The sequence below is a fragment of the Streptomyces sp. NPDC052043 genome (assembly GCF_044548235.1).
In the GTDB taxonomy this organism is placed as follows: domain Bacteria; phylum Actinomycetota; class Actinomycetes; order Streptomycetales; family Streptomycetaceae; genus Streptomyces.
In genome coordinates, this window is the sequence record NZ_JBIUBT010000014.1 from 118,262 (window position 1) to 135,077 (window position 16,816).

The 16,816-nt window shown below is 74.7% G+C and carries 15 protein-coding genes; 10 read left to right on the top strand and 5 right to left on the bottom strand.

The annotated features are described in order from the left end of the window. Nucleotides 1-3 precede the first annotated feature (3 nt). Complete coding sequence (locus ACIHCX_RS30285; protein ID WP_400035025.1) at nucleotides 4-864, bottom strand: universal stress protein; 861 nt, start codon at nucleotides 862-864, stop codon at nucleotides 4-6. Nucleotides 865-1,061: 197 nt separating this feature from the next. Between ACIHCX_RS30285 and ACIHCX_RS30290 the strand changes: the two genes are divergently transcribed. Continuing rightward, a complete protein-coding gene (locus ACIHCX_RS30290) occupies nucleotides 1,062-2,783 on the top strand; it encodes a GAF domain-containing protein (RefSeq protein WP_400035027.1) in 1,722 nt (573 codons plus the stop codon). A 68-nt stretch (nucleotides 2,784-2,851) separates the two neighbouring features. Here ACIHCX_RS30290 and ACIHCX_RS30295 read toward each other — a convergent pair whose 3' ends face one another. Then, nucleotides 2,852-3,313, bottom strand: a complete 462-nt coding sequence (locus tag ACIHCX_RS30295) for a universal stress protein (protein WP_400035029.1) — start codon at nucleotides 3,311-3,313, stop codon at nucleotides 2,852-2,854. A 367-nt stretch (nucleotides 3,314-3,680) separates the two neighbouring features. Here ACIHCX_RS30295 and ACIHCX_RS30300 point away from each other — a divergent pair, with 367 nt between their 5' ends. After that, nucleotides 3,681-4,547, top strand: a complete 867-nt coding sequence (locus tag ACIHCX_RS30300; RefSeq protein WP_400035031.1) for a universal stress protein — start codon at nucleotides 3,681-3,683, stop codon at nucleotides 4,545-4,547. Between the two features lie 2 nt (nucleotides 4,548-4,549). Here the strand turns inward: ACIHCX_RS30300 and ppk2 are convergent, their stop codons facing one another. From ppk2 to ACIHCX_RS30315, 3 genes are all read right to left on the bottom strand, one after another. After that, a complete protein-coding gene (gene ppk2 / locus ACIHCX_RS30305; protein WP_400035033.1) occupies nucleotides 4,550-5,353 on the bottom strand; it encodes a polyphosphate kinase 2 in 804 nt (267 codons plus the stop codon). Nucleotides 5,354-5,441: 88 nt separating this feature from the next. Beyond that, nucleotides 5,442-6,782, bottom strand: a complete 1,341-nt coding sequence (locus ACIHCX_RS30310; RefSeq protein WP_400035035.1) for a phosphoribosyltransferase family protein — start codon at nucleotides 6,780-6,782, stop codon at nucleotides 5,442-5,444. Between the two features lie 115 nt (nucleotides 6,783-6,897). Then, complete coding sequence (locus ACIHCX_RS30315; RefSeq protein ID WP_400035037.1) at nucleotides 6,898-7,491, bottom strand: hypothetical protein; 594 nt, start codon at nucleotides 7,489-7,491, stop codon at nucleotides 6,898-6,900. 812 nt (nucleotides 7,492-8,303) lie between these two features. Here ACIHCX_RS30315 and ACIHCX_RS30320 point away from each other — a divergent pair. The 8 genes from ACIHCX_RS30320 (at nucleotide 8,304) to ACIHCX_RS30355 (ending at nucleotide 16,809) form a co-directional block, all read left to right on the top strand. Then, nucleotides 8,304-9,374, top strand: coding sequence for a zinc-dependent alcohol dehydrogenase family protein (locus ACIHCX_RS30320; protein WP_400035039.1), 1,071 nt, complete (start codon nucleotides 8,304-8,306; stop codon nucleotides 9,372-9,374). A gap of 137 nt (nucleotides 9,375-9,511) precedes the next feature. Beyond that, nucleotides 9,512-9,952, top strand: a complete 441-nt coding sequence (locus tag ACIHCX_RS30325) for a pyridoxamine 5'-phosphate oxidase family protein (protein WP_400035041.1) — start codon at nucleotides 9,512-9,514, stop codon at nucleotides 9,950-9,952. A gap of 72 nt (nucleotides 9,953-10,024) precedes the next feature. Next, nucleotides 10,025-10,750, top strand: a complete 726-nt coding sequence (locus ACIHCX_RS30330) for a CBS domain-containing protein (protein WP_400035043.1) — start codon at nucleotides 10,025-10,027, stop codon at nucleotides 10,748-10,750. A 148-nt stretch (nucleotides 10,751-10,898) separates the two neighbouring features. Then, on the top strand, nucleotides 10,899-11,774 hold the full coding sequence (locus tag ACIHCX_RS30335) for a universal stress protein (protein ID WP_400035045.1): 876 nt from the start codon (nucleotides 10,899-10,901) through the stop codon (nucleotides 11,772-11,774). 7 nt (nucleotides 11,775-11,781) lie between these two features. Then, the gene (locus tag ACIHCX_RS30340) at nucleotides 11,782-14,166 is read left to right on the top strand and encodes a glycoside hydrolase family 65 protein (protein WP_400035047.1); all 2,385 of its coding nucleotides are present in this window, start codon (nucleotides 11,782-11,784) and stop codon (nucleotides 14,164-14,166) included. A gap of 125 nt (nucleotides 14,167-14,291) precedes the next feature. Further along, nucleotides 14,292-15,677, top strand: coding sequence for a rhodanese-like domain-containing protein (locus ACIHCX_RS30345; RefSeq protein ID WP_400035049.1), 1,386 nt, complete (start codon nucleotides 14,292-14,294; stop codon nucleotides 15,675-15,677). Further along, entirely contained in the window at nucleotides 15,674-16,066 is a 393-nt protein-coding gene (locus ACIHCX_RS30350) for a rhodanese-like domain-containing protein (RefSeq protein WP_400035051.1), read from the top strand. Before ACIHCX_RS30345 ends, ACIHCX_RS30350 begins: the two co-directional genes overlap by 4 nt. Then, the gene (locus ACIHCX_RS30355) at nucleotides 16,063-16,809 is read left to right on the top strand and encodes a sulfite exporter TauE/SafE family protein (RefSeq protein WP_400035053.1); all 747 of its coding nucleotides are present in this window, start codon (nucleotides 16,063-16,065) and stop codon (nucleotides 16,807-16,809) included. The genes ACIHCX_RS30350 and ACIHCX_RS30355 overlap by 4 nt, the downstream gene beginning before the upstream one ends. Nucleotides 16,810-16,816: the final 7 nt, after the last annotated feature.

The following is a 16,816-nucleotide window of genomic DNA, read 5'->3' on the forward strand; positions in this document are numbered from 1 at the left end:
CGGTCACCCGTGGGGCACGACGGCCACCGGGCAGCGGGCGTGGTGCAGGACGGCGTGGGCCACGGGACCCAGCCGCTGCTCGGCCGCCCGCGGGCTCGCACGCCGGCCGACGACGAGCAGGCCGGCCCGCCGCGAGGCGTGCACCAGCGCGTAGGCCGGGTGCAGCAGGACCACGTCGGGCAGCACGGGGACGTCCGGACAGCTCTCCCGCGGGCCCCGGAGCACGTCGGACAGCCGCTGGACCTCCTCGTCCTCCCATGCCGCCCGGTCCTCCTCGGGCACCGCGAGCGCGGTCCACGGCGGCGCTCCGGCGAGCGCCCAGGCGTGCACGGCACGCACCCGTGCCGCACGGAGCCGGGCGGCGCCGAAGGCGAAGTCCACGGGGGACGCGGCCGCCGTGCGGGTGTCGACACCCACGGCCACCTCCGCTTCGTGCCGTGCGGTGGCGGGAGGCCGGGGCACGACCACCACGGGACAGGGCGCGCGGCTCGCCGCCGCCAGCGCCGTCGAACCCACCACGAGGCCGTCGAATCCGCCGTCCCCCCGAGCGCCGACGACGAGGAGTTCGGCCGTCCGGGCGGCGGAGAGCAAGGCGGCCGGCGCGGAGCCGGTCACCTGCACGCGGCTCATCGCCACACCGGGACGCCCCGCGGCGAGAGAGGCCTCGGCACGCCCCAGCACCTCCTCGCCGGACCGCTGCCAGGAGAGGGCCACGGGCGGTTCGGCGAGGCCGTCGGCGGGCGCCGGCGCGGCGTGCACCAGACGCAGCTCCAGACCGCGGCGGTCCGCCTCCTCGGCCGCCCACTCGCCCGCGACGAGGCTCTCCCGGGACGCGTCGATGCCGGCCACGAGGAATCGGGTCATCCGGTCCTCCCCTGCGGGACAGAGGACCATTGTGGACGGGCCGCCGCGGCGCCACCAGCCGAACCTGCCGGGCTCCCGGTGCCCTCCCCTGCCGGGGCCGTTAATGTGGCTGGCAGGTGGGTGAAACGGCTTTCGGTGGTGCGCGGGGGTTTGGAGGGTCGCCGGTGGGTGGTTCCGGGGAGTCAGGGGAGGCCCGTGTGCGGCTGCCGCAGTTGCGCTTGGACGAGCTCCTGGGGGAGTTGCAGGCGCGCCTGGACGCGGCACGGGGTACCCGGGACCGGGTGCACAGTCTGCTGGAGGCGGTGCTCGCGGTCGGCCGGGAGCTGGACCTGGAGCAGGTGCTGTACAGCATCGTGGACGCCGCGGCGACGCTGGTGGACGCCGAGTACGCGGCGCTGGGCGTGATCGGTCCGGACGGCAGGCGGTTGTCGGCGTTCCACACGGTCGGAGTGGGCGAGGAGCGGATCACGCAGATCGGCGCGTACCCCGAAGGGCACGGGATCCTGGGGGAGCTGATCCGGCATCCGGAACCGCTGCGGCTGTCGAAGCTGTCGGAGCATCCGGCGTCGTACGGCTTCCCGGAGCACCATCCGCCGATGAACACGTTCCTCGGCGTTCCGATCCGGGTGCGGGACCAGGTCTTCGGCAATCTGTACCTGACCGAGAAGCGCGGCGGGCTGGAGTTCGACGAGGACGACGAGTCGGTCCTTGCCACGCTGGCGGTGGCGGCGGGCGTGGCGATCGACAACGCGCGGCTGTACGAGGAGTCGCGGCTGCGGGAGCGCTGGCTGCGGGCCATGGCGGAGATCACGCAGAGCCTGATGTCGGGTGCCGACCAGGCGGAGGTCCTGGGGCTGATCGCCGAGCGCGCGCGGGAGATCACGGGGGCGGCGCTGGCGGCGATGTCGACGCCGGTGAAGGGGACCGGCACGCTGAGCGTGGAGCTGGCGATCGGCCGCGAGTCGGAGACGCACCGAGGGCTGGTGCTGCCGGTGGAGGGCACGCTGACCGGGGAGGCGTTCGCCGGCGGGGTACCGGTGAGCAGCCCGGACATCGCGCGGGACCCGCGGGTGACGGCGGGGCCGCCGCGGTTCGCGGGCCTGGGTCCCGCGGTGGCCGTGCCGGTCGGGGATCCGGGCGATCCCGTGCGCGGAGTGGTCCTGCTCGTGCGGGAGGCCGGCGGGACCGACTTCTCCGCCAAGGAACTGGAGCTGCTGAAGGGGTTCGCGGCGCAGGCCGCCGTGGCGATGGAGCTCGCGGGACGGCGGCGGGACGCGGAGCAGATCGCGCTGCTCGAGGACCGTGACCGGATCGCCAGGGACCTGCACGACCTGGCGATCCAGCGGTTGTTCGCGACGGGCATGACGTTGCAGAGCGCGGGCCGGTTCATCGACCATCCGGGGGCCAAGGAACGGGTGCTGCGGGCGGTCGACGACCTGGACGAGACCATCAAGATCATCAGATCGACGATCTTCGGGCTGCGGGCGCACGACGAGGAGGCGGGCGCCGGACTGCGGACGCGGGCGGTGCAGGTGGTCGGGGAGGCCGCGCCGGTGCTCGGGTTCGCGCCCGGTGTGCGGATGGAGGGGCTCCTGGACACCCATGTGCCCCGGGAGACCGCGGACGAGGTGGTGGCGGTCCTGTCGGAGGCACTGACGAACGTGGCCCGGCACGCGCACGCCGACCGCGCGGAGGTGGTGCTGGAGACCGACGGCCGGAGCGTGCGGCTGACGGTCACCGACAACGGCGTGGGGATTCCCGCCGACGGGCGCCGCAGCGGTCTGGCCAACATGGCCGAGCGGGCCCGCAGACTGGGCGGCGGCCTGGAATGGACCACGCCCGAGGGCGGCGGCACCCGGCTGGTCTGGCACGCGCCGGCGGGCACCGCGGAGGGCCCACGATCCTCGCCGGGGGATTGAACGAGGCCCGGTCGGAGGCCGACCGGGCTTCACCGCTCGGAGTGTTCGGGGCGGGCGCGCGGGACGGGTCAGGGCTGTTGGTGTCGTTGGTCGTACTCCTGGCGCACCACGACCACCGGGCAGGCCGCGTGCTGGGCACAGCGCTGGCTGACCGAGCCCAGCATCGCGCGGGCGAAGCCGCCGCGGCCCCGGCTGCCCACGACGAGGACGTCCGCCCCCTGCGAGGCGCGGATCAGCACCTCCGACGGATCGCCCTCGACCAGGTACTCCACCAGATGCGCAGGCCGGTCGTCCGCGAAGACGCTGCGCAGTGCCTCCGTGAAGCGCTCCCGGGCCTGCTCCAGGTCGAACTCGGGATCGATCGCGGGTCCGGCCCAGCCGATGGCCGACGGCGTGTCCCAGGAGTGGATCGCCTCCACGACACCACCGACGAGCCGGGCGTACCCCGCGGCCCAGCGCAGCGCCGCGTACGTGGACGGCGAACCGTCCACGCCCACGACCACCCGGCGGCGTGGTTCAGAGGGTTGCATGGCCACCTCCCTGAGCAGTAGTCGTCCCTGGCGTCCTTGACGCACCTCTGTGTCCTCACGTCCACGCTGCCCGGCCCGACGCGACCCTGCCAGCCAGAGGGAAGGTCCCGGTCAGGGGCCGGTCGGCCCTGGCGCGGGACCAGCGGCCCATGGCCGCCCCACCAGGTGGCAGGGACGCTCGGAAGAGGATCACCGACGCACCGACGCACCGACGCACCGACGCACCGACGCACCGGTTCATCCGTCGCGGAAGCGTCGCAGGACCACGAGCACAGCCCACCGAACACCACAGCCCACCGAACACCACAGGACCCCGTCCTTCTCGGAGAGGGAGGATGAGAACCCTCGGACAGGAAGGATGAGAACCATGGATCTGCCGCTGGTCGTCGGAGTTGACGGTTCCGAATCCAGTCTGCGGGCCGCCGACTGGGCCGCCGACGAGGCCGCCCTGCGCGCGGTGCCGCTGCGGGTGGTGTACGCCTCGCTCTGGGAACGCTACGAGGGCGCCGCACTCGCGGCGGAACTCGACAAGCCGGACGGCCAGGTGGAGGCCGAGGAGGTCGTCGCGGCCGCCGCCCGGCGCGCCCGCGCCCGCCACCCCGACCTGCCGATCAGCAGGGCCGCGCTGCCCGAGGCGCCCGAGTACGCGCTGGTGCGGGAGGGCAAGAACGCCTCCGCCCTGGTCGTGGGCGCCCGCGGCCGCGGCGCGGTCGTCGACCTGCTGCTCGGTTCCGTCAGCCTGTTCGTGGCCGCGCACGCCGACTGCCCCGTGATCGTGATCCGCGGCAACCACGACAACCAGGCCCGGACCCCGAGGCACGGCCGCATCGTCGTCGGCGTCGGGGACGGCTCCGCGGCCACGGTGCGCTTCGCCGCCGAGGAGGCCCTGCGCCGCGGGGCCGAACTGGAGGCCGTACGGGCCTGGCGGTGCCCCGCTCACGAGGCCCTGGACCATCCGCTGATCGGCGGGGAGCCCGAGCGGGTGTACGAGGAGCGGGCCGCCGACGCCCTGGAGTCGGCGCTGCGGGACCTACCGCCGGAGGCGAAGGTGCGCCGGCGCACCGAGGAGGGGCCTGCCCGCCGGGTGCTGCTGGCCGCCGCGCCGGGCGCCGACCTGCTCGTGGTCGGGGTCCGGCGCAGGCCGGGACGGTTCGGACTCCAGCTCGGCCGGGTCGCCCACACCGCCCTGCACCACTCGGCCTGCCCGGTGGCCGTCGTGCCCGAACGGGCGTGACGTCACAGGTCAGCCGTGCGATCGGGGACGTAGGTCTGAAGATCGCGCGGCGGCCGCTCGTAGCCGGTCGGCGCCGGCCGCTCGGGCAACCGCAGCACCGTCGGTGAGACCTCGTGGTACGGCACGGTGCCGAGCAGATGGGCGATCATGTTCAGCCGGGCGCGGCGCTTGTCGTCGCTCTCCACGACGTACCACGGCGCCTCGGGGATGTCCGTGTGCACCATCATCTCGTCCTTGGCCCGCGAGTACGCCTCCCAGTGGGTGATGGACTCCAGGTCCATCGGCGACAGCTTCCAGCGCCGCAGCGGGTCCTCCAGCCGGCGCAGGAAGCGCTCCTGCTGCACGGCGTCGCTCACCGAGAACCAGTACTTGCGCAGCAGGACCCCGTCCTCCACCAGCATCCGCTCGAACACGGGGCACTGGCGCAGGAACCGCTGGTACTCCTCCTTGGTGCAGAAGCCCATCACGTGCTCGACCCCGGCCCGGTTGTACCAGGACCGGTCGAACAGCACGATCTCCCCAGCGGCCGGCAACTGCTCGACGTACCGCTGGAAGTACCACTGGGTGCGCTGGCGCTCGGTCGGCGCGGGCAGTGCCACGATCCGGGCGATGCGCGGGTTGAGGTGCTCGGTCACCCGCTTGATGGTGCCGCCCTTGCCGGCCGCGTCCCGCCCCTCGAACACCACGACCAGCCGGGCCCCGGTGACCCGCACCCACTCCTGGAGCCTCACCAACTGCGTCTGGAGGCGGAGCAGTTCCCTCTCGTAGGTCTTGCGCGGCAGCGCCGCCCTGTTGTCGGCCGTCACAGCAGGACACCGTACTGTCCGACGAACGTCGGCGCACCCGGGCGGACGCGAGGACGAAGAACCGCGAGGATGCGGCACACCGTGCCGCTCACGCCGACGTCAGCGGCCTCGACGACCCTTCCGGCAGGGCGAGATGGGTGGTGAACCAGTCCCGGGCCAGGTCCGCCACCGTCTCCATCGCGTCCGGTTCGGTGAACAGGTCGGTGACGCCGGGGACAGGAACGACGCGGTGGTCACAACGCATCCAGTCCGCCGCCAGCCGGTTGAGGCCCAGCAGTCGTGTGTCGCGGGCGCCGACGACGAACAGGCAGGCGGCGCTCACCCGGGCCAGCGCCGCGGGCGGGGTCAGGTCGGGGCGGCCGCCGAGACAGACCACGGCGCGGACGTCGTCGTCCGCGGCGGCCTCCAGCACGGCGCCTGCGCCCGTACCCGCCCCGCAGAGGCTCACGGGCAGGCCGGTCTCCCGGCGCAGCCAGTCGGTGGCGGCCCGCAGGCGCCGGGCCAGCAGCACGATGTCGAAGACGTTGTGCGGGGTGCGCTCCTCGTCCTCGGTGAGCAGGTCGATCAGCAGCGTGCCGAGGCCCGCCCGGTGCAGGGCGGCGGCGACGCACTGGTGCGGCGGGCGATGCCGGCCGCCGGCGCAGCCGAGGGCGTAGGCCACCACCACCGGGGGCGTGGGGGGCAGGCCGAGCCGCGCGGCACACCGCACCGGACCGGCCGGCACCTCCATCTCCCGGTCCGGCGAGCCGGATTCCGAGGGGGACGGGGGCAGCGGTGCCGTGGCGCTCGTGCCGGCCGGCTGGGCCTCGGACAGCAGGATGGCGACCTCCGAGTCGGTGACCTGCCCGAAGTCCGCGTACCAGGCCCCGACGGAACCGAGGTGGCGCAGCGGCTGGAGGCAGACGACCTCGTCGGCCACCGTGCGCAGGTGCGGCAGCGCCGCCTCCGTTCCGACCGGGACCGCGAGGATCACCCGCTCGGCACCGCGGGTCCGCGCCACCCGGCAGGCGGCCTCGGCGGCCGCGCCGGTCCACAGCGCGTCGTTCACCACGAGCGCGGTCCGGCCCGCCAAGGGCAGGGGCGGCCGGTCGTCGCGAAGGTGCCGCAGCAGCCGCTCCAACTCGGCCCGCTCGGCGTCTTCGACGGTCTCCCGCTCGGCGGGAGCCAGCCCGCTCTCGCTCAGGACTGCCCGGTCGACGACGCGTACCCCGTGCTCACCGAGGGCGCCGAAACCGAGTTCCGGCTGCCAGGGCACGCGGAGCTTGCGCACCACGGCCAGGTCGAGCGGAGCGCCCAGGTGCCGGGCCACCTCGAAGGCCACCGGGACGCCGCCCCGGGGCACCGCGAGCACCACCAGGTCCTCGTCGCGCAGGTACTCCAGGCACCGGGCCAGGCGTCGCCCGGCGTCGGCGCGGTTCTCGTAGCGCATGCGCCGCCACCTCCTCGTGCGTGGTTCCGGCGGCGCGGCGGCAGGCCGCCTCGACTCCATTCGAACGCTTCCCGGACGCGACCGCCTCCGGGGCCGGACGTCCCGGCGGGGCGGGTCAGCCCGTCCTCTGGTTCCAGCGCGGGCCGACGCGGTCCCACTCCGCGCCCCACAGGTCGCGGCGGCGCCGGTCCAGCCGCCGTCGGACCAGGGCCGTCGTCCCGTAGACCAGGCCGCCGAGGACGAGCGCCGCCGAGGTGCCGAACAGGGCGGCCTGCGCGGCCGCCTCCGCCGGGCCGGGCGGCTCGGTGGTCAGGCGGCCCCGGCCGTCCTGCCAGACGGTGACCGTCGCCCCGGCGGGCAGGTCCGTGCTCACCAGGCTCTGCCCGGTACGGACGGAGCCGTCGGGGCCGGTCCAGCGGACCGTCACCGGTGCCCGGTAGGTCACGTCCCCCGCCGACGTGATCTCCGGGGCGGTCGTGAGCAGCACGGCCCGGACGGGCTGCCGGTCGGTGTGCTGCCGGGCGAGCTCCTGGCCCGCCGCGCGCGCCGCCACCGTCCCGACGAGGGCGCCGCCGACCACGATCACCACCCACATCACCAGGATGGCCCACGCCTCGACGATGTCCTCGTGCCGGCGCAGCGGATTGCGGCGCCACCGCCACCCCCACAGCCTCCGCCGCACGCGCCCGTGGCCCGTCCCTCCGCTCACCGGTCGCCGCCTCCCTTTTGCCGCCTTTTCGATTCTTTTTCGCTTTTCGGTCATCGCCGACCCGCGGCGACCACTCCCTGCCGGGGTTCCGGCCCGGCGGCCGGGACCGGGGCCGGGGGTTCGCAACTGCTTGTCGGGGAGTGTGCAGGAGGTCGGTTTAGCTCGATCGTGTGATGGTGGGCTGACAGGCTTGCGATGTGCTGGGCCGGTCGGGGTAGCGTTGCTGTGCGATCTGGGACGCCGGGTGCGGTGCCAGCGAGCGGGCCCCTCCTCCACCAGCGAGATGGTTCAGGGCCTCCCCGTCGCCTCTGGCCGCTCCCACAGGCCAGGTCGTAAGGGACTCCGCCCGCCCGGCTCGGACCACGGACACGATCCGTGTCGCCGCCCGGGATGCGAAAGCGGACGACCAGTGCGCCCACAACCGTTCGGGGCGTGCCAGTGCGCGGACTCACTCCCGCTCACTGCCCAGGAACGGTTCGGACATGTCGTCAGCCAAGCCGTCCGGCGCGGTGCGGGGAAGGGCCGTTCGGTCCTCCCCGCGGTGGCCGAAGAGCCCGCGGGTGCCCCGCCCCGCGGGGAAGCGCCCCGCGGGCGGCCGATGGGGCCGACCGGCCCATGCGAAACCCCGGATCGTCGGAGAAGCTGAAGGCGTGGGCGGTCCCGGTGCCGCGCCGCAGCGCGGGCCGCGCTCGCCGGCCGTGACGCCGGGTGCCGGCCGTCCGACCGAGCAGGCCGTCCGAAGGCCGTGCGTCGCAGCGGGCCGTCCGTCCGCGAAGGCCACCCGTCCCGGAACGAAGAGGGTGAGGTTCGGCATGAAAGGCTACGTCTTCCACGGCCCCGGGCAGTCCGCCTGGGAGGAGGTCCCCGACCCGGACCTCGAGGAGGCCACCGACGCGGTCGTGCGCGTCGACGCCGTGACCATCTGCGGGACCGACCTGCACATCCTCAAGGGCGACGTGCCCGAGGTCCGCCCCGGAACCGTGCTGGGGCACGAGGCCGTGGGCGAGATCGTCGAGGTCGGCGCCGACGTGCGCAGCGTACGGCCCGGCGACCGGGTCCTCGTCTCCTGCATCACCTCCTGCGGCCGGTGCCGCTTCTGCCGCGAGGCCATGTACAGCCAGTGCCGCGGCGGCGGGGGCTGGATCCTCGGCCACCTGATCGACGGCACCCAGGCGGAGTACGTCCGGGTGCCCTACGCGGACCTCTCCGTGCATCCGCTGCCCGCCGCGGTGACCGACGCGGACGCCGTGCTGCTGGCCGACATCTTCCCGACCGCCTACGAGGTCGGCGTGCTCAACGGGCGGGTACGGCCCGGGGACACCGTCGTCGTGGTCGGCGCCGGCCCCGTCGGACTCGCGGCGATCGCCACCGCCCGGCTGTTCGCGCCCGAGCGCGTCATCGTCGTGGACCTGTCCGCCTCCCGGCTGGAGGCCGCCCGCAAGCTCGGCGCCGAGGCCGTGGCCGACGCGCGCGAGGCCCCCGAGCAACTGGTCGAGGACCTCACCGGAGGGCTCGGCGCGGACGTGGTCGTCGAGGCGGTGGGCGTCCCGGAGACCTTCGAACTGTGCACGCGCATGGTCCGGCCCGGAGGCCACGTGGCCAACGTGGGAGTGCACGGCGGACCCGCCACCCTGCACCTGGAAGACCTGTGGAGCAGGAACGTGACCATCACCACGGGCCTGGTCGACACCCGCTCCACGCCGACACTGCTGCGGATGGCGGCGGCCGGCCGGCTGCCCGCCTCCCAACTGGTCACCCACACGTTCCCGCTGGAACGCATGGAGGAGGCCTACGACGTCTTCGCCCATGCCGCCGAGACGGGGGCGCTGAAGGTCGTGCTCGGTGGTCCGCGGCGCGAGGTCGTCCCGGTGCCCGCCGCCTGACGGGCCGGGCGACCGGTCGGGTGACGGGCGCGGGAACGAGCCCCGGCACGGGGACACGCGAGAGGCGCAGGAGACACGCGGGAGACGTGGCGCGGAACGGCCGCACGCGCTCCGCCAGGCGGAAAGACGGATGACTGATGTATCGCAACGACGGGTTCCGCGAGCTCGGGCGGCAGGAGTGCCTGCGGCTGCTGGCCAAGGCGCCGGTGGGCCGTATCGTCCATACGCGGCACGCCCTGCCCGCGGTGCTCCCGGTCAACTTCGCCCTGGACGGCGACGGCGCGGTGCTGCTGTGCACCTCGGCCTCCTCCGAACTGGTCCGCGCGATCGACGGCGCGGTGGTCGCCTTCGAGGCCGACGAGGTGGACACGGTCGCCCACTCCGGCTGGAGCGTCGTGGTCACCGGCCCGGCCTCGCGGGTGACCGACCCCGCCGAGCACCGGCGACTGGTCCGCGGCGGCCCGCGGTCCTGGGTGCCCTCGCCGCAGGTGGTCTTCGTCCGCATCGAACCGGAACTGGTCACGGGACGGGAACTCGTCGGGGGCCGCAGCATGTACGGCCTGGACCCCTTCGTCTGACCGTCGAGCCCCCTCTTCGAGCCCCTCTTCGGGCTTCCCTCTTCGAGCTTCGAGTCCGCGCCGGAGGACGCCATGCAGGGTTCCCAGTACACCGTCGGCGACGTGATGACCCCGACCGTCGTCGCCCTGGCCGGTGGAGCGATGTTCAAGGAGATCGTGCGGACCATGGAGCAGTGGGGCGTCAGCGCGATGCCCGTGCTGGACGGCCGGGGCCGGGTGCTCGGCGTCGTCTCCGAGGCCGACCTGCTGCGCAAGGAGGAACTGCGCGACAACGACCCGGCCCTGCCGGGCGGGCCGCCGCGGCCCGTGCCCGGCTCGCGCTCGGCCAAGGCCCAGGCGGTGACCGCCGAGGAGCTGATGAACACCCCGGCCGTCACCGTCCACCCCGCCGCCCCCCTGGGCCGGGCCGCACGCCTCATGGCCCGGCACGGCGTCAAGCGCCTGCCGGTCGTCGGCGACGACGGCGTGCTCGTCGGCATCGTCAGCCGCTCCGACCTGCTCAAGGTGTTCCTCCGCGGCGACGACGACATCGCCGGGGAGGTCCGCCGCCGGGTCGTCGCCGCCGGGTTCCTGACGGAGTCGGTGGGCGTGGCGGTGCGCGAGGGCGTGGTCACCCTCACCGGCCGGGTCCCGGACGCCTCCCGGGTACCGCTCGCCATCCGCCTGGCGCGCGGCGTCGAGGGCGTGGTGGACGTCCGGTGCGACCTCACGGGACCACGCCGCCGCCCCCTTCTGGAACCCGATCTCGCCGACGAGCAGTCCCCGTCGCGCGCCCCGGGGACCGGACCCGAGACCTGACGGCGCGGACCGGGCCGCCCGCCGCCGCGGTGGGGGCCGGACGGCCTTCGGGCGGACCGCTCTCGCGCCGTGCCGTGCCGGATGCGACGGTGAAAGCGGGACGCGCTGCCGCAGGAGGTGGCAGCCCGGGTGGAAGGCGGTGGGGTCGGTGGAACTGCCCCTGGTGGTAGGTGTCGACGGGTCGGACCCGAGCCTGGCGGCGGTGGACTGGGCGGTGGCCGAGGCCGCCCGGTTCGGTCTGCCGCTGCGCCTGGTGTACGCGTCCCTGTGGGAGCGGTACGAGGGCGCGGTGCCGTCGGGGACCGTGGGGCGCCCCTCGGAGCAGGTGATGGCGGAGCACATCGTCGGCTCCGCGGCGGAGCGGGCCCAGCGGCACGACCCGGGGGTGAAGGTGTCCACCGAGATCCTTCCGCAGGAGGCGGTCTCCGCCCTGCTGGACGAGGCCGCCAACGCCTCCCTGCTGGTCACCGGCTCTCGCGGCCGGGGACAGCTGAAGGGGCTGCTGCTGGGTTCGGTCGGCCTGGCTGTGGCGGCCCGCGCGCACTGCCCGGTGGTCGTGGTCCGCGGCGACCGGGCGGGCCTGGCCGGCACCCATGAGCGGATCCTGCTCGCCGCCGGTGACCCCGACACCGGGCACGAGGCCGTGCGGTTCGCGTTCCAGGAGGCCGAGGCACGCGGCTGCGTCCTCGACGTCGTGCGGACCTGGCGGCGCCCCGTGCACGAGGGCGTCGGCAACCCGCAGCTCGCCGACGAGCCGGCCCGCCGGCACGAGGAGCGGGCCGCCGCCGTGCTGGAGGAGCTGCTGCGCGAGCCGGCGCCCGAGCACCAGGCGGTGCGGGTGCGTCCCGCGACGGTCGAGGGCCCGGCGCACCGGGTGCTCGTCGACCGCTCGGCCGCCGCCGACCTGGTGATCGTCGGGGTGCGGCGCAGGGAGGGCCACTTCGGTCTCCAGCTGGGCCGCACGGCCCACACCCTTCTGCACCACGCGCACTGCCCGGTGGCCGTCGTACCGCAGCGGACGTGACCGCGCGGTGGCGGCGACGGCGCGCACCTGGGCGTACGACGGCTACGACCCCGCGCAGGAGCGGCTGAGGGAGGCCCTGTGCACCCTGGGCAACGGCCGCTTCGCCACGCGCGGAGCCCTGCCGGAGTGCGCCGCGGACGAAGTGCATTACCCGGGTACCTACCTGGCCGGCGGCTACAGCCGGATCGTCTCCCACGTCGCGGGCCGCCAGGTCGAGAACGAGGACCTGGTCAACCTGCCCGACTGGCTGCCGTTGCGCTTCCGCCTCGCGGGCGGGGGCTGGATCACCCCGGACACGACGCCGGTCCTCGAGCACCACCAGGTCCTGCACCTGGATCCGGGCGTGCTGGAGCGCCGCACCCGGTACGGGCTCGGCGACGGGCGGACGCTGACCGTGCGCCAGCAGCGGATCGTGCACATGGCCGACCCGTATCTGGCGGCCCTGCGCACCGAGTTCACCGTCGAGGGCGGCCCGGCGGACCTGGAGGTGGAGGCGGCGCTCGACGGCGGCGTGACGAACGCCGGGGTACGCCGCTACCAGGACCTGGACGGCCGCCACCTCACCCAGGTGCACACCGGCACCGCGACCCCGGACACGGTGTGGCTGCGCTGCCGGACCCGGACCTCCGACGTCCGGATCGGCCTGGCCGCCCGGCTGACCGCCGACCGGTCGGCAGGACGGGTCGGCACCCGGCACGAGCACCCGCGCGCGATCCAGGAGGTACGGCTGAGTCTGGCGCCCGGCCTTACCGCCACCCTGGACAAGACCGCCGCCCTGCACACCTCCCGCGACCTGGCGATCAGCGACCCGCTGGACGCCGCGATCGACCGGGTGGTCGCGGCGCCCGGCTTCGCCGAACTGCTGGAGAGCCACCGGACGACCTGGGGGCGGCTGTGGCGCCGGGCCGCCATCGACGTCCCCGGGGAGCCGGGACGCATCCTGTGCCTGCACCTCTTCCACGTGCTCCAGACCCTCTCCCCGCACACCGCCGACCTGGACGTCGGCGTACCGGCCCGCGGACTGCACGGCGAGGCCTACCGCGGCCACGTCTTCTGGGACGAGCTGTTCGTCCTGCCGTATCTGAACCTGCACTTCCCCGAGGTCTCCCGCGCCCTGCTGCACTACCGGCACCGGCGCCTGGAGCGGGCCTGCTCGGCGGCGCGCGCGGTCGGCCGGCGCGGCGCGATGTTCCCGTGGCAGAGCGGCAGCGACGGCCGGGAGGAGACCCAGCGGCTGCACCTCAACCCCCGCTCGGGCCGCTGGCTGCCGGACCACTCCCACCTCCAGCACCACGTCGGCTCGGCGGTCGCTTACAACGTGTGGCGGTACTGCGAGGCGAGCGGCGACGCGGAGTTCCTGCACACCAGGGGCGCCGAGACGCTGTTCCAGATCGCCCGCTTCTGGGCCGACTCGGCCACCTGGGACGAACGTCTGGGACACCACCGCATCCTGGGCGTCATGGGCCCCGACGAGTACCACGACGCCTACCCGGACGCCGAGCGGCCCGGTCTCGACGACAACGCCTACACCAACGTCACGGCGGCCTGGGTGCTCGACCGCGCGCTCCAGGTGCTGCGCCTCCTGCCCGAGCCGCGTCGCCGTGAACTCGTCGAGCGCACCGGCGTGGACGGCGCCGAGCTCGACCAGTGGGAGCACGTCTCCCGCACGCTGCACGTGCCTTTCCACGACGGCGTCGTCAGCCAGTTCGAGGGGTACGCCGACCTGGCCGAGTTCGACTGGGCCGGCTACCGCGCACGCTACGGCGACATCCGCCGCCTGGACCGAATCCTGGAGGCCGAGGGCGACAGCGTCAACCGCTACAAGGCGTCCAAGCAGGCCGACGTGCTCATGCTCGGCTACCTCTTCTCCCCGGCCGAACTGTGCGCGCTTCTCGGCCGCCTGGGCCACCCTATCGACGAGGACCTGTGGCGGCGCACGGTCGACTACTACCTGGCCCGCACCTGCCACGGCTCCACCCTCAGCGGACTGGTGCACGGCTGGGTCCTGGCCCGCGCCCGCCGTGCCGAGGCGTGGACCTACGTCCAGGAGGCGCTGCGCAGCGACATCGCCGACGTGCAGGGCGGCACCACCGGCGAGGGCATCCACCTCGGCGCCATGGGCGGCACCCTCGACCTCGTGCAGCGCGGACTGACCGGTCTGGAGACCCGTGAGGGCGCGCTGTGGCTCGACCCCGCCCCGCTGCCGGAACTGTCCTCCTACGGCGTCTCGATCCGCTACCGGGGTCACTGGGGCGTGCGGCTGCGGCTGGAGCACGGCCTGATCCGGATCGCCGTGCCCGAGTCCGCGAGCTCGCCGATCGACGTGCGCCTGGCCGACCGCGCCGTGAGCGTCCAGCCGGGCGAGACGTGCGCCCTGGTGCTGCCCGACTGAACCACGTTCCGGGACCGTCCCGCACCGCTGTCGCGGACCCGCGCGGGAATACCCCGGGGGGTACTCGTGCTACTGTCGGCGTAGATACCCCCGGGGGTAATTCTTCGCTAGGAAGGGAGCGTCCTGTGTTCTTCGTCGAGACCATCGAGCTGGCAGGACTCGGCAACCGCAGCTACCTGGCCGGAGGCGAGCGGACCGCCGTGGCGGTCGACCCGCCCAGGGACGTCGACCGGGTGCTGGCGGCGGCGGCCCGGCGCGCGGTGCGCATCGCGTACGTCGTCGAGACGCACGTCCACAACGACTACGTCTCCGGCGGCCTGGAGCTCGCCCGCCTGACCGGGGCCGACTACCTCGTCCCGGAAGGCGCCCGCGTCGGTTTCGCGCGCACCCCCGTCCGCGACGGCGACACCGTGACCGTCGACGACGACGCCCGGCTGACCCTGCACGCCCTGGCCACCCCGGGGCACACCCCCCACCACACCTCGTACGTCCTCCGGGAGGCCGGCAGCGCCCTCGCCGTGTTCACCGGCGGCTCGCTGCTGATCGGCACCGTCGGCCGTCCCGACCTGGTCGAACCGCGGCTGACCGAGGGCCTGGCCCGCGCGCAGCACGCCTCCGCCCACCGGCTCGCCGACGCACTGCCCGACGCCACCGCGGTACTGCCCACCCACGGCTTCGGCAGCTTCTGCTCCTCCGGCCAGACGCAGGGCGACAGCACGACCATCGGCCGGGAGCGCGTGGTCAACGACGCGCTCACCCGCGATGTCGACACCTTCGTCGCCGACCTGCTCGCGAGCCTGGACGACATCCCCGCGTACTACACGCACATGGGCCCGGCCAACGCCGCCGGACCCGCCCCCGTCGACCTCACCCCGCCCGCCCTCGCCGACCCCGAGGAGATAGCCTCCCGGCTGGCCGCGGGGGAGTGGGTCGTCGACCTGCGCAACCGGGTGGCCTTCGCCGAAGGGCACGTGGCGGGATCGTTCAACTTCGAGGCCGAGGGCCAGCTCGCCACCTATCTGGCCTGGCTGGTGCCCTGGGGCAAGCCGGTGACGCTGCTCGCCGCGACGGCCGCGCAACTGGCCGACGCGCAGCGCGAGCTGGCCCGGGTCGGCATCGACCGTCCGGCCGCCGCGGCCACCGGCGGGCCGTCCGCCTGGCTCCGCCCGGGCGAGGAGCCCGCCTCCTTCCCGCGGGCCACCTTCGCGGACCTCGCCGAGCGGCATCCCGCACAGGGCGTCGTCGTCCTCGACGTGCGGCGCGACTCCGAACGGGCCGGGGGCTTCGTCGAGGGCTCGGTGCACATCCCGGTCCACCAGCTGCACCGGCGGACCGACGAGGTCCCCGACGGCCAGGTGTGGGTGCACTGCGCGGGTGGCATGCGCGCCGCCGTGGCAGCCTCCCTGCTCGATGCGGTGGGCCGTGACGTGGTCGCGGTGGACGACGGGTTCGAGTCCGCGGAGAAGGCCGGACTCACCGTGCGGCCAGAAGGGGAGGAACCGTGCCGATGAGTCCGCCGCGCCACGGTCCCACCCGTGTCACCGCGGTGGAGGCCGCCGCACGCACGGGCCACGCCCCGGCCGGCGGCACGCACGGCGGCGGAACCGGCGGCGCCGTGCTCGTGGACGTGCGGGAAACACGGGAATGGCGCGCGGGACACGCTCCCGGCGCGCTGCACCTGCCCCTGAGCGCTCTCGCCTCGGGAGCGGAGGTGCCGCCCGAGGCGCGCGGGCGGCTCCTGGTCGTCGTCTGCCGCTCCGGCGTCCGCTCCCAGCGGGCCGTGGAACTGCTGACCGCCCGGGGCGCCGACGCCGTCGACGTGATCGGCGGGATGCGGGACTGGGTACGGGCCGGACTTCCGGTGGTCGACCAGTGCGGTGGGGACGGCACGATCGCGTGAGTACTCTGCTCCTCGCCCTGGCCGCCGGGGCCGTCATCGGCCTGGCGCTGGGCGCGCTCGGGGGTGGCGGCAGCGTGCTGGCCGTCCCCGCCCTGATCTACCTGCTCGGCTTCACCCCGGTCGCGGCCACCACCGCGAGCCTGGTCATCGTCACCGTCACCTCGGCCACCGCGCTCGTCGCACACGCCCGCGACGGCCAGGTGCGCTGGCGTACCGGTCTGCTGTTCGCCGCCGCGGGCGTCGGCCCGGCCATGCTGGGCGGCGCGATCGCCGGACGGATCCCGGACGCCGTGCTGACCGCCGCCTTCGCGCTGGTCGCGGCGCTCGCCGCGACCCGGATGCTGCGCCGGCGCCCGGCGTCCGAGACGGACCGTCCGGTCCGGCCGGGCCGGGCGGCGGCCGCCGGAGCCGGACTCGGCGCGGTCACCGGCGTGCTCGGCGTCGGCGGCGGCTTCCTCGCCGTGCCCGCCCTGGTGGGCGTGCTCTCCCTGCGCATGCGCGCGGCCGTGGGCACCAGCCTGCTGGTCATCACCGTCAACTCGCTGGCCGCGCTGGCGCTGCGGGCCGGTACGGTCGACGGGCTGGACTGGGCGGTGATCGCGCCGTTCGCCGGTGCCGCGGTGCTCGCGGCGTGGGACGGCAGGCGGCTGGCCGCCAAGGTGTCCGGGACGGCGTTGCAGCGGATCTTCGCCCTGGTGCTGCTGGCGGTGGCGGTGTTCATGCTCACCGACGCGGTCACCTGATGCGCGC

What these genes read in the sequence shown, in the direction of transcription:
- ACIHCX_RS30285 (WP_400035025.1), bottom strand. Translation starts at nt 864, where the DNA reads ATGACCCGATTCCTCGTGGCCGGCATCGACGCGTCCCGGGAGAGCCTC.
- ACIHCX_RS30295 (WP_400035029.1), bottom strand. Translation starts at nt 3,313, where the DNA reads ATGCAACCCTCTGAACCACGCCGCCGGGTGGTCGTGGGCGTGGACGGT.
- ACIHCX_RS30300 (WP_400035031.1), top strand. Translation starts at nt 3,681, where the DNA reads ATGGATCTGCCGCTGGTCGTCGGAGTTGACGGTTCCGAATCCAGTCTG.
- ACIHCX_RS30310 (WP_400035035.1), bottom strand. Translation starts at nt 6,782, where the DNA reads ATGCGCTACGAGAACCGCGCCGACGCCGGGCGACGCCTGGCCCGGTGC.
- ACIHCX_RS30320 (WP_400035039.1), top strand. Translation starts at nt 8,304, where the DNA reads ATGAAAGGCTACGTCTTCCACGGCCCCGGGCAGTCCGCCTGGGAGGAG.
- ACIHCX_RS30325 (WP_400035041.1), top strand. Translation starts at nt 9,512, where the DNA reads ATGTATCGCAACGACGGGTTCCGCGAGCTCGGGCGGCAGGAGTGCCTG.
- ACIHCX_RS30330 (WP_400035043.1), top strand. Translation starts at nt 10,025, where the DNA reads ATGCAGGGTTCCCAGTACACCGTCGGCGACGTGATGACCCCGACCGTC.
- ACIHCX_RS30350 (WP_400035051.1), top strand. Translation starts at nt 15,674, where the DNA reads ATGAGTCCGCCGCGCCACGGTCCCACCCGTGTCACCGCGGTGGAGGCC.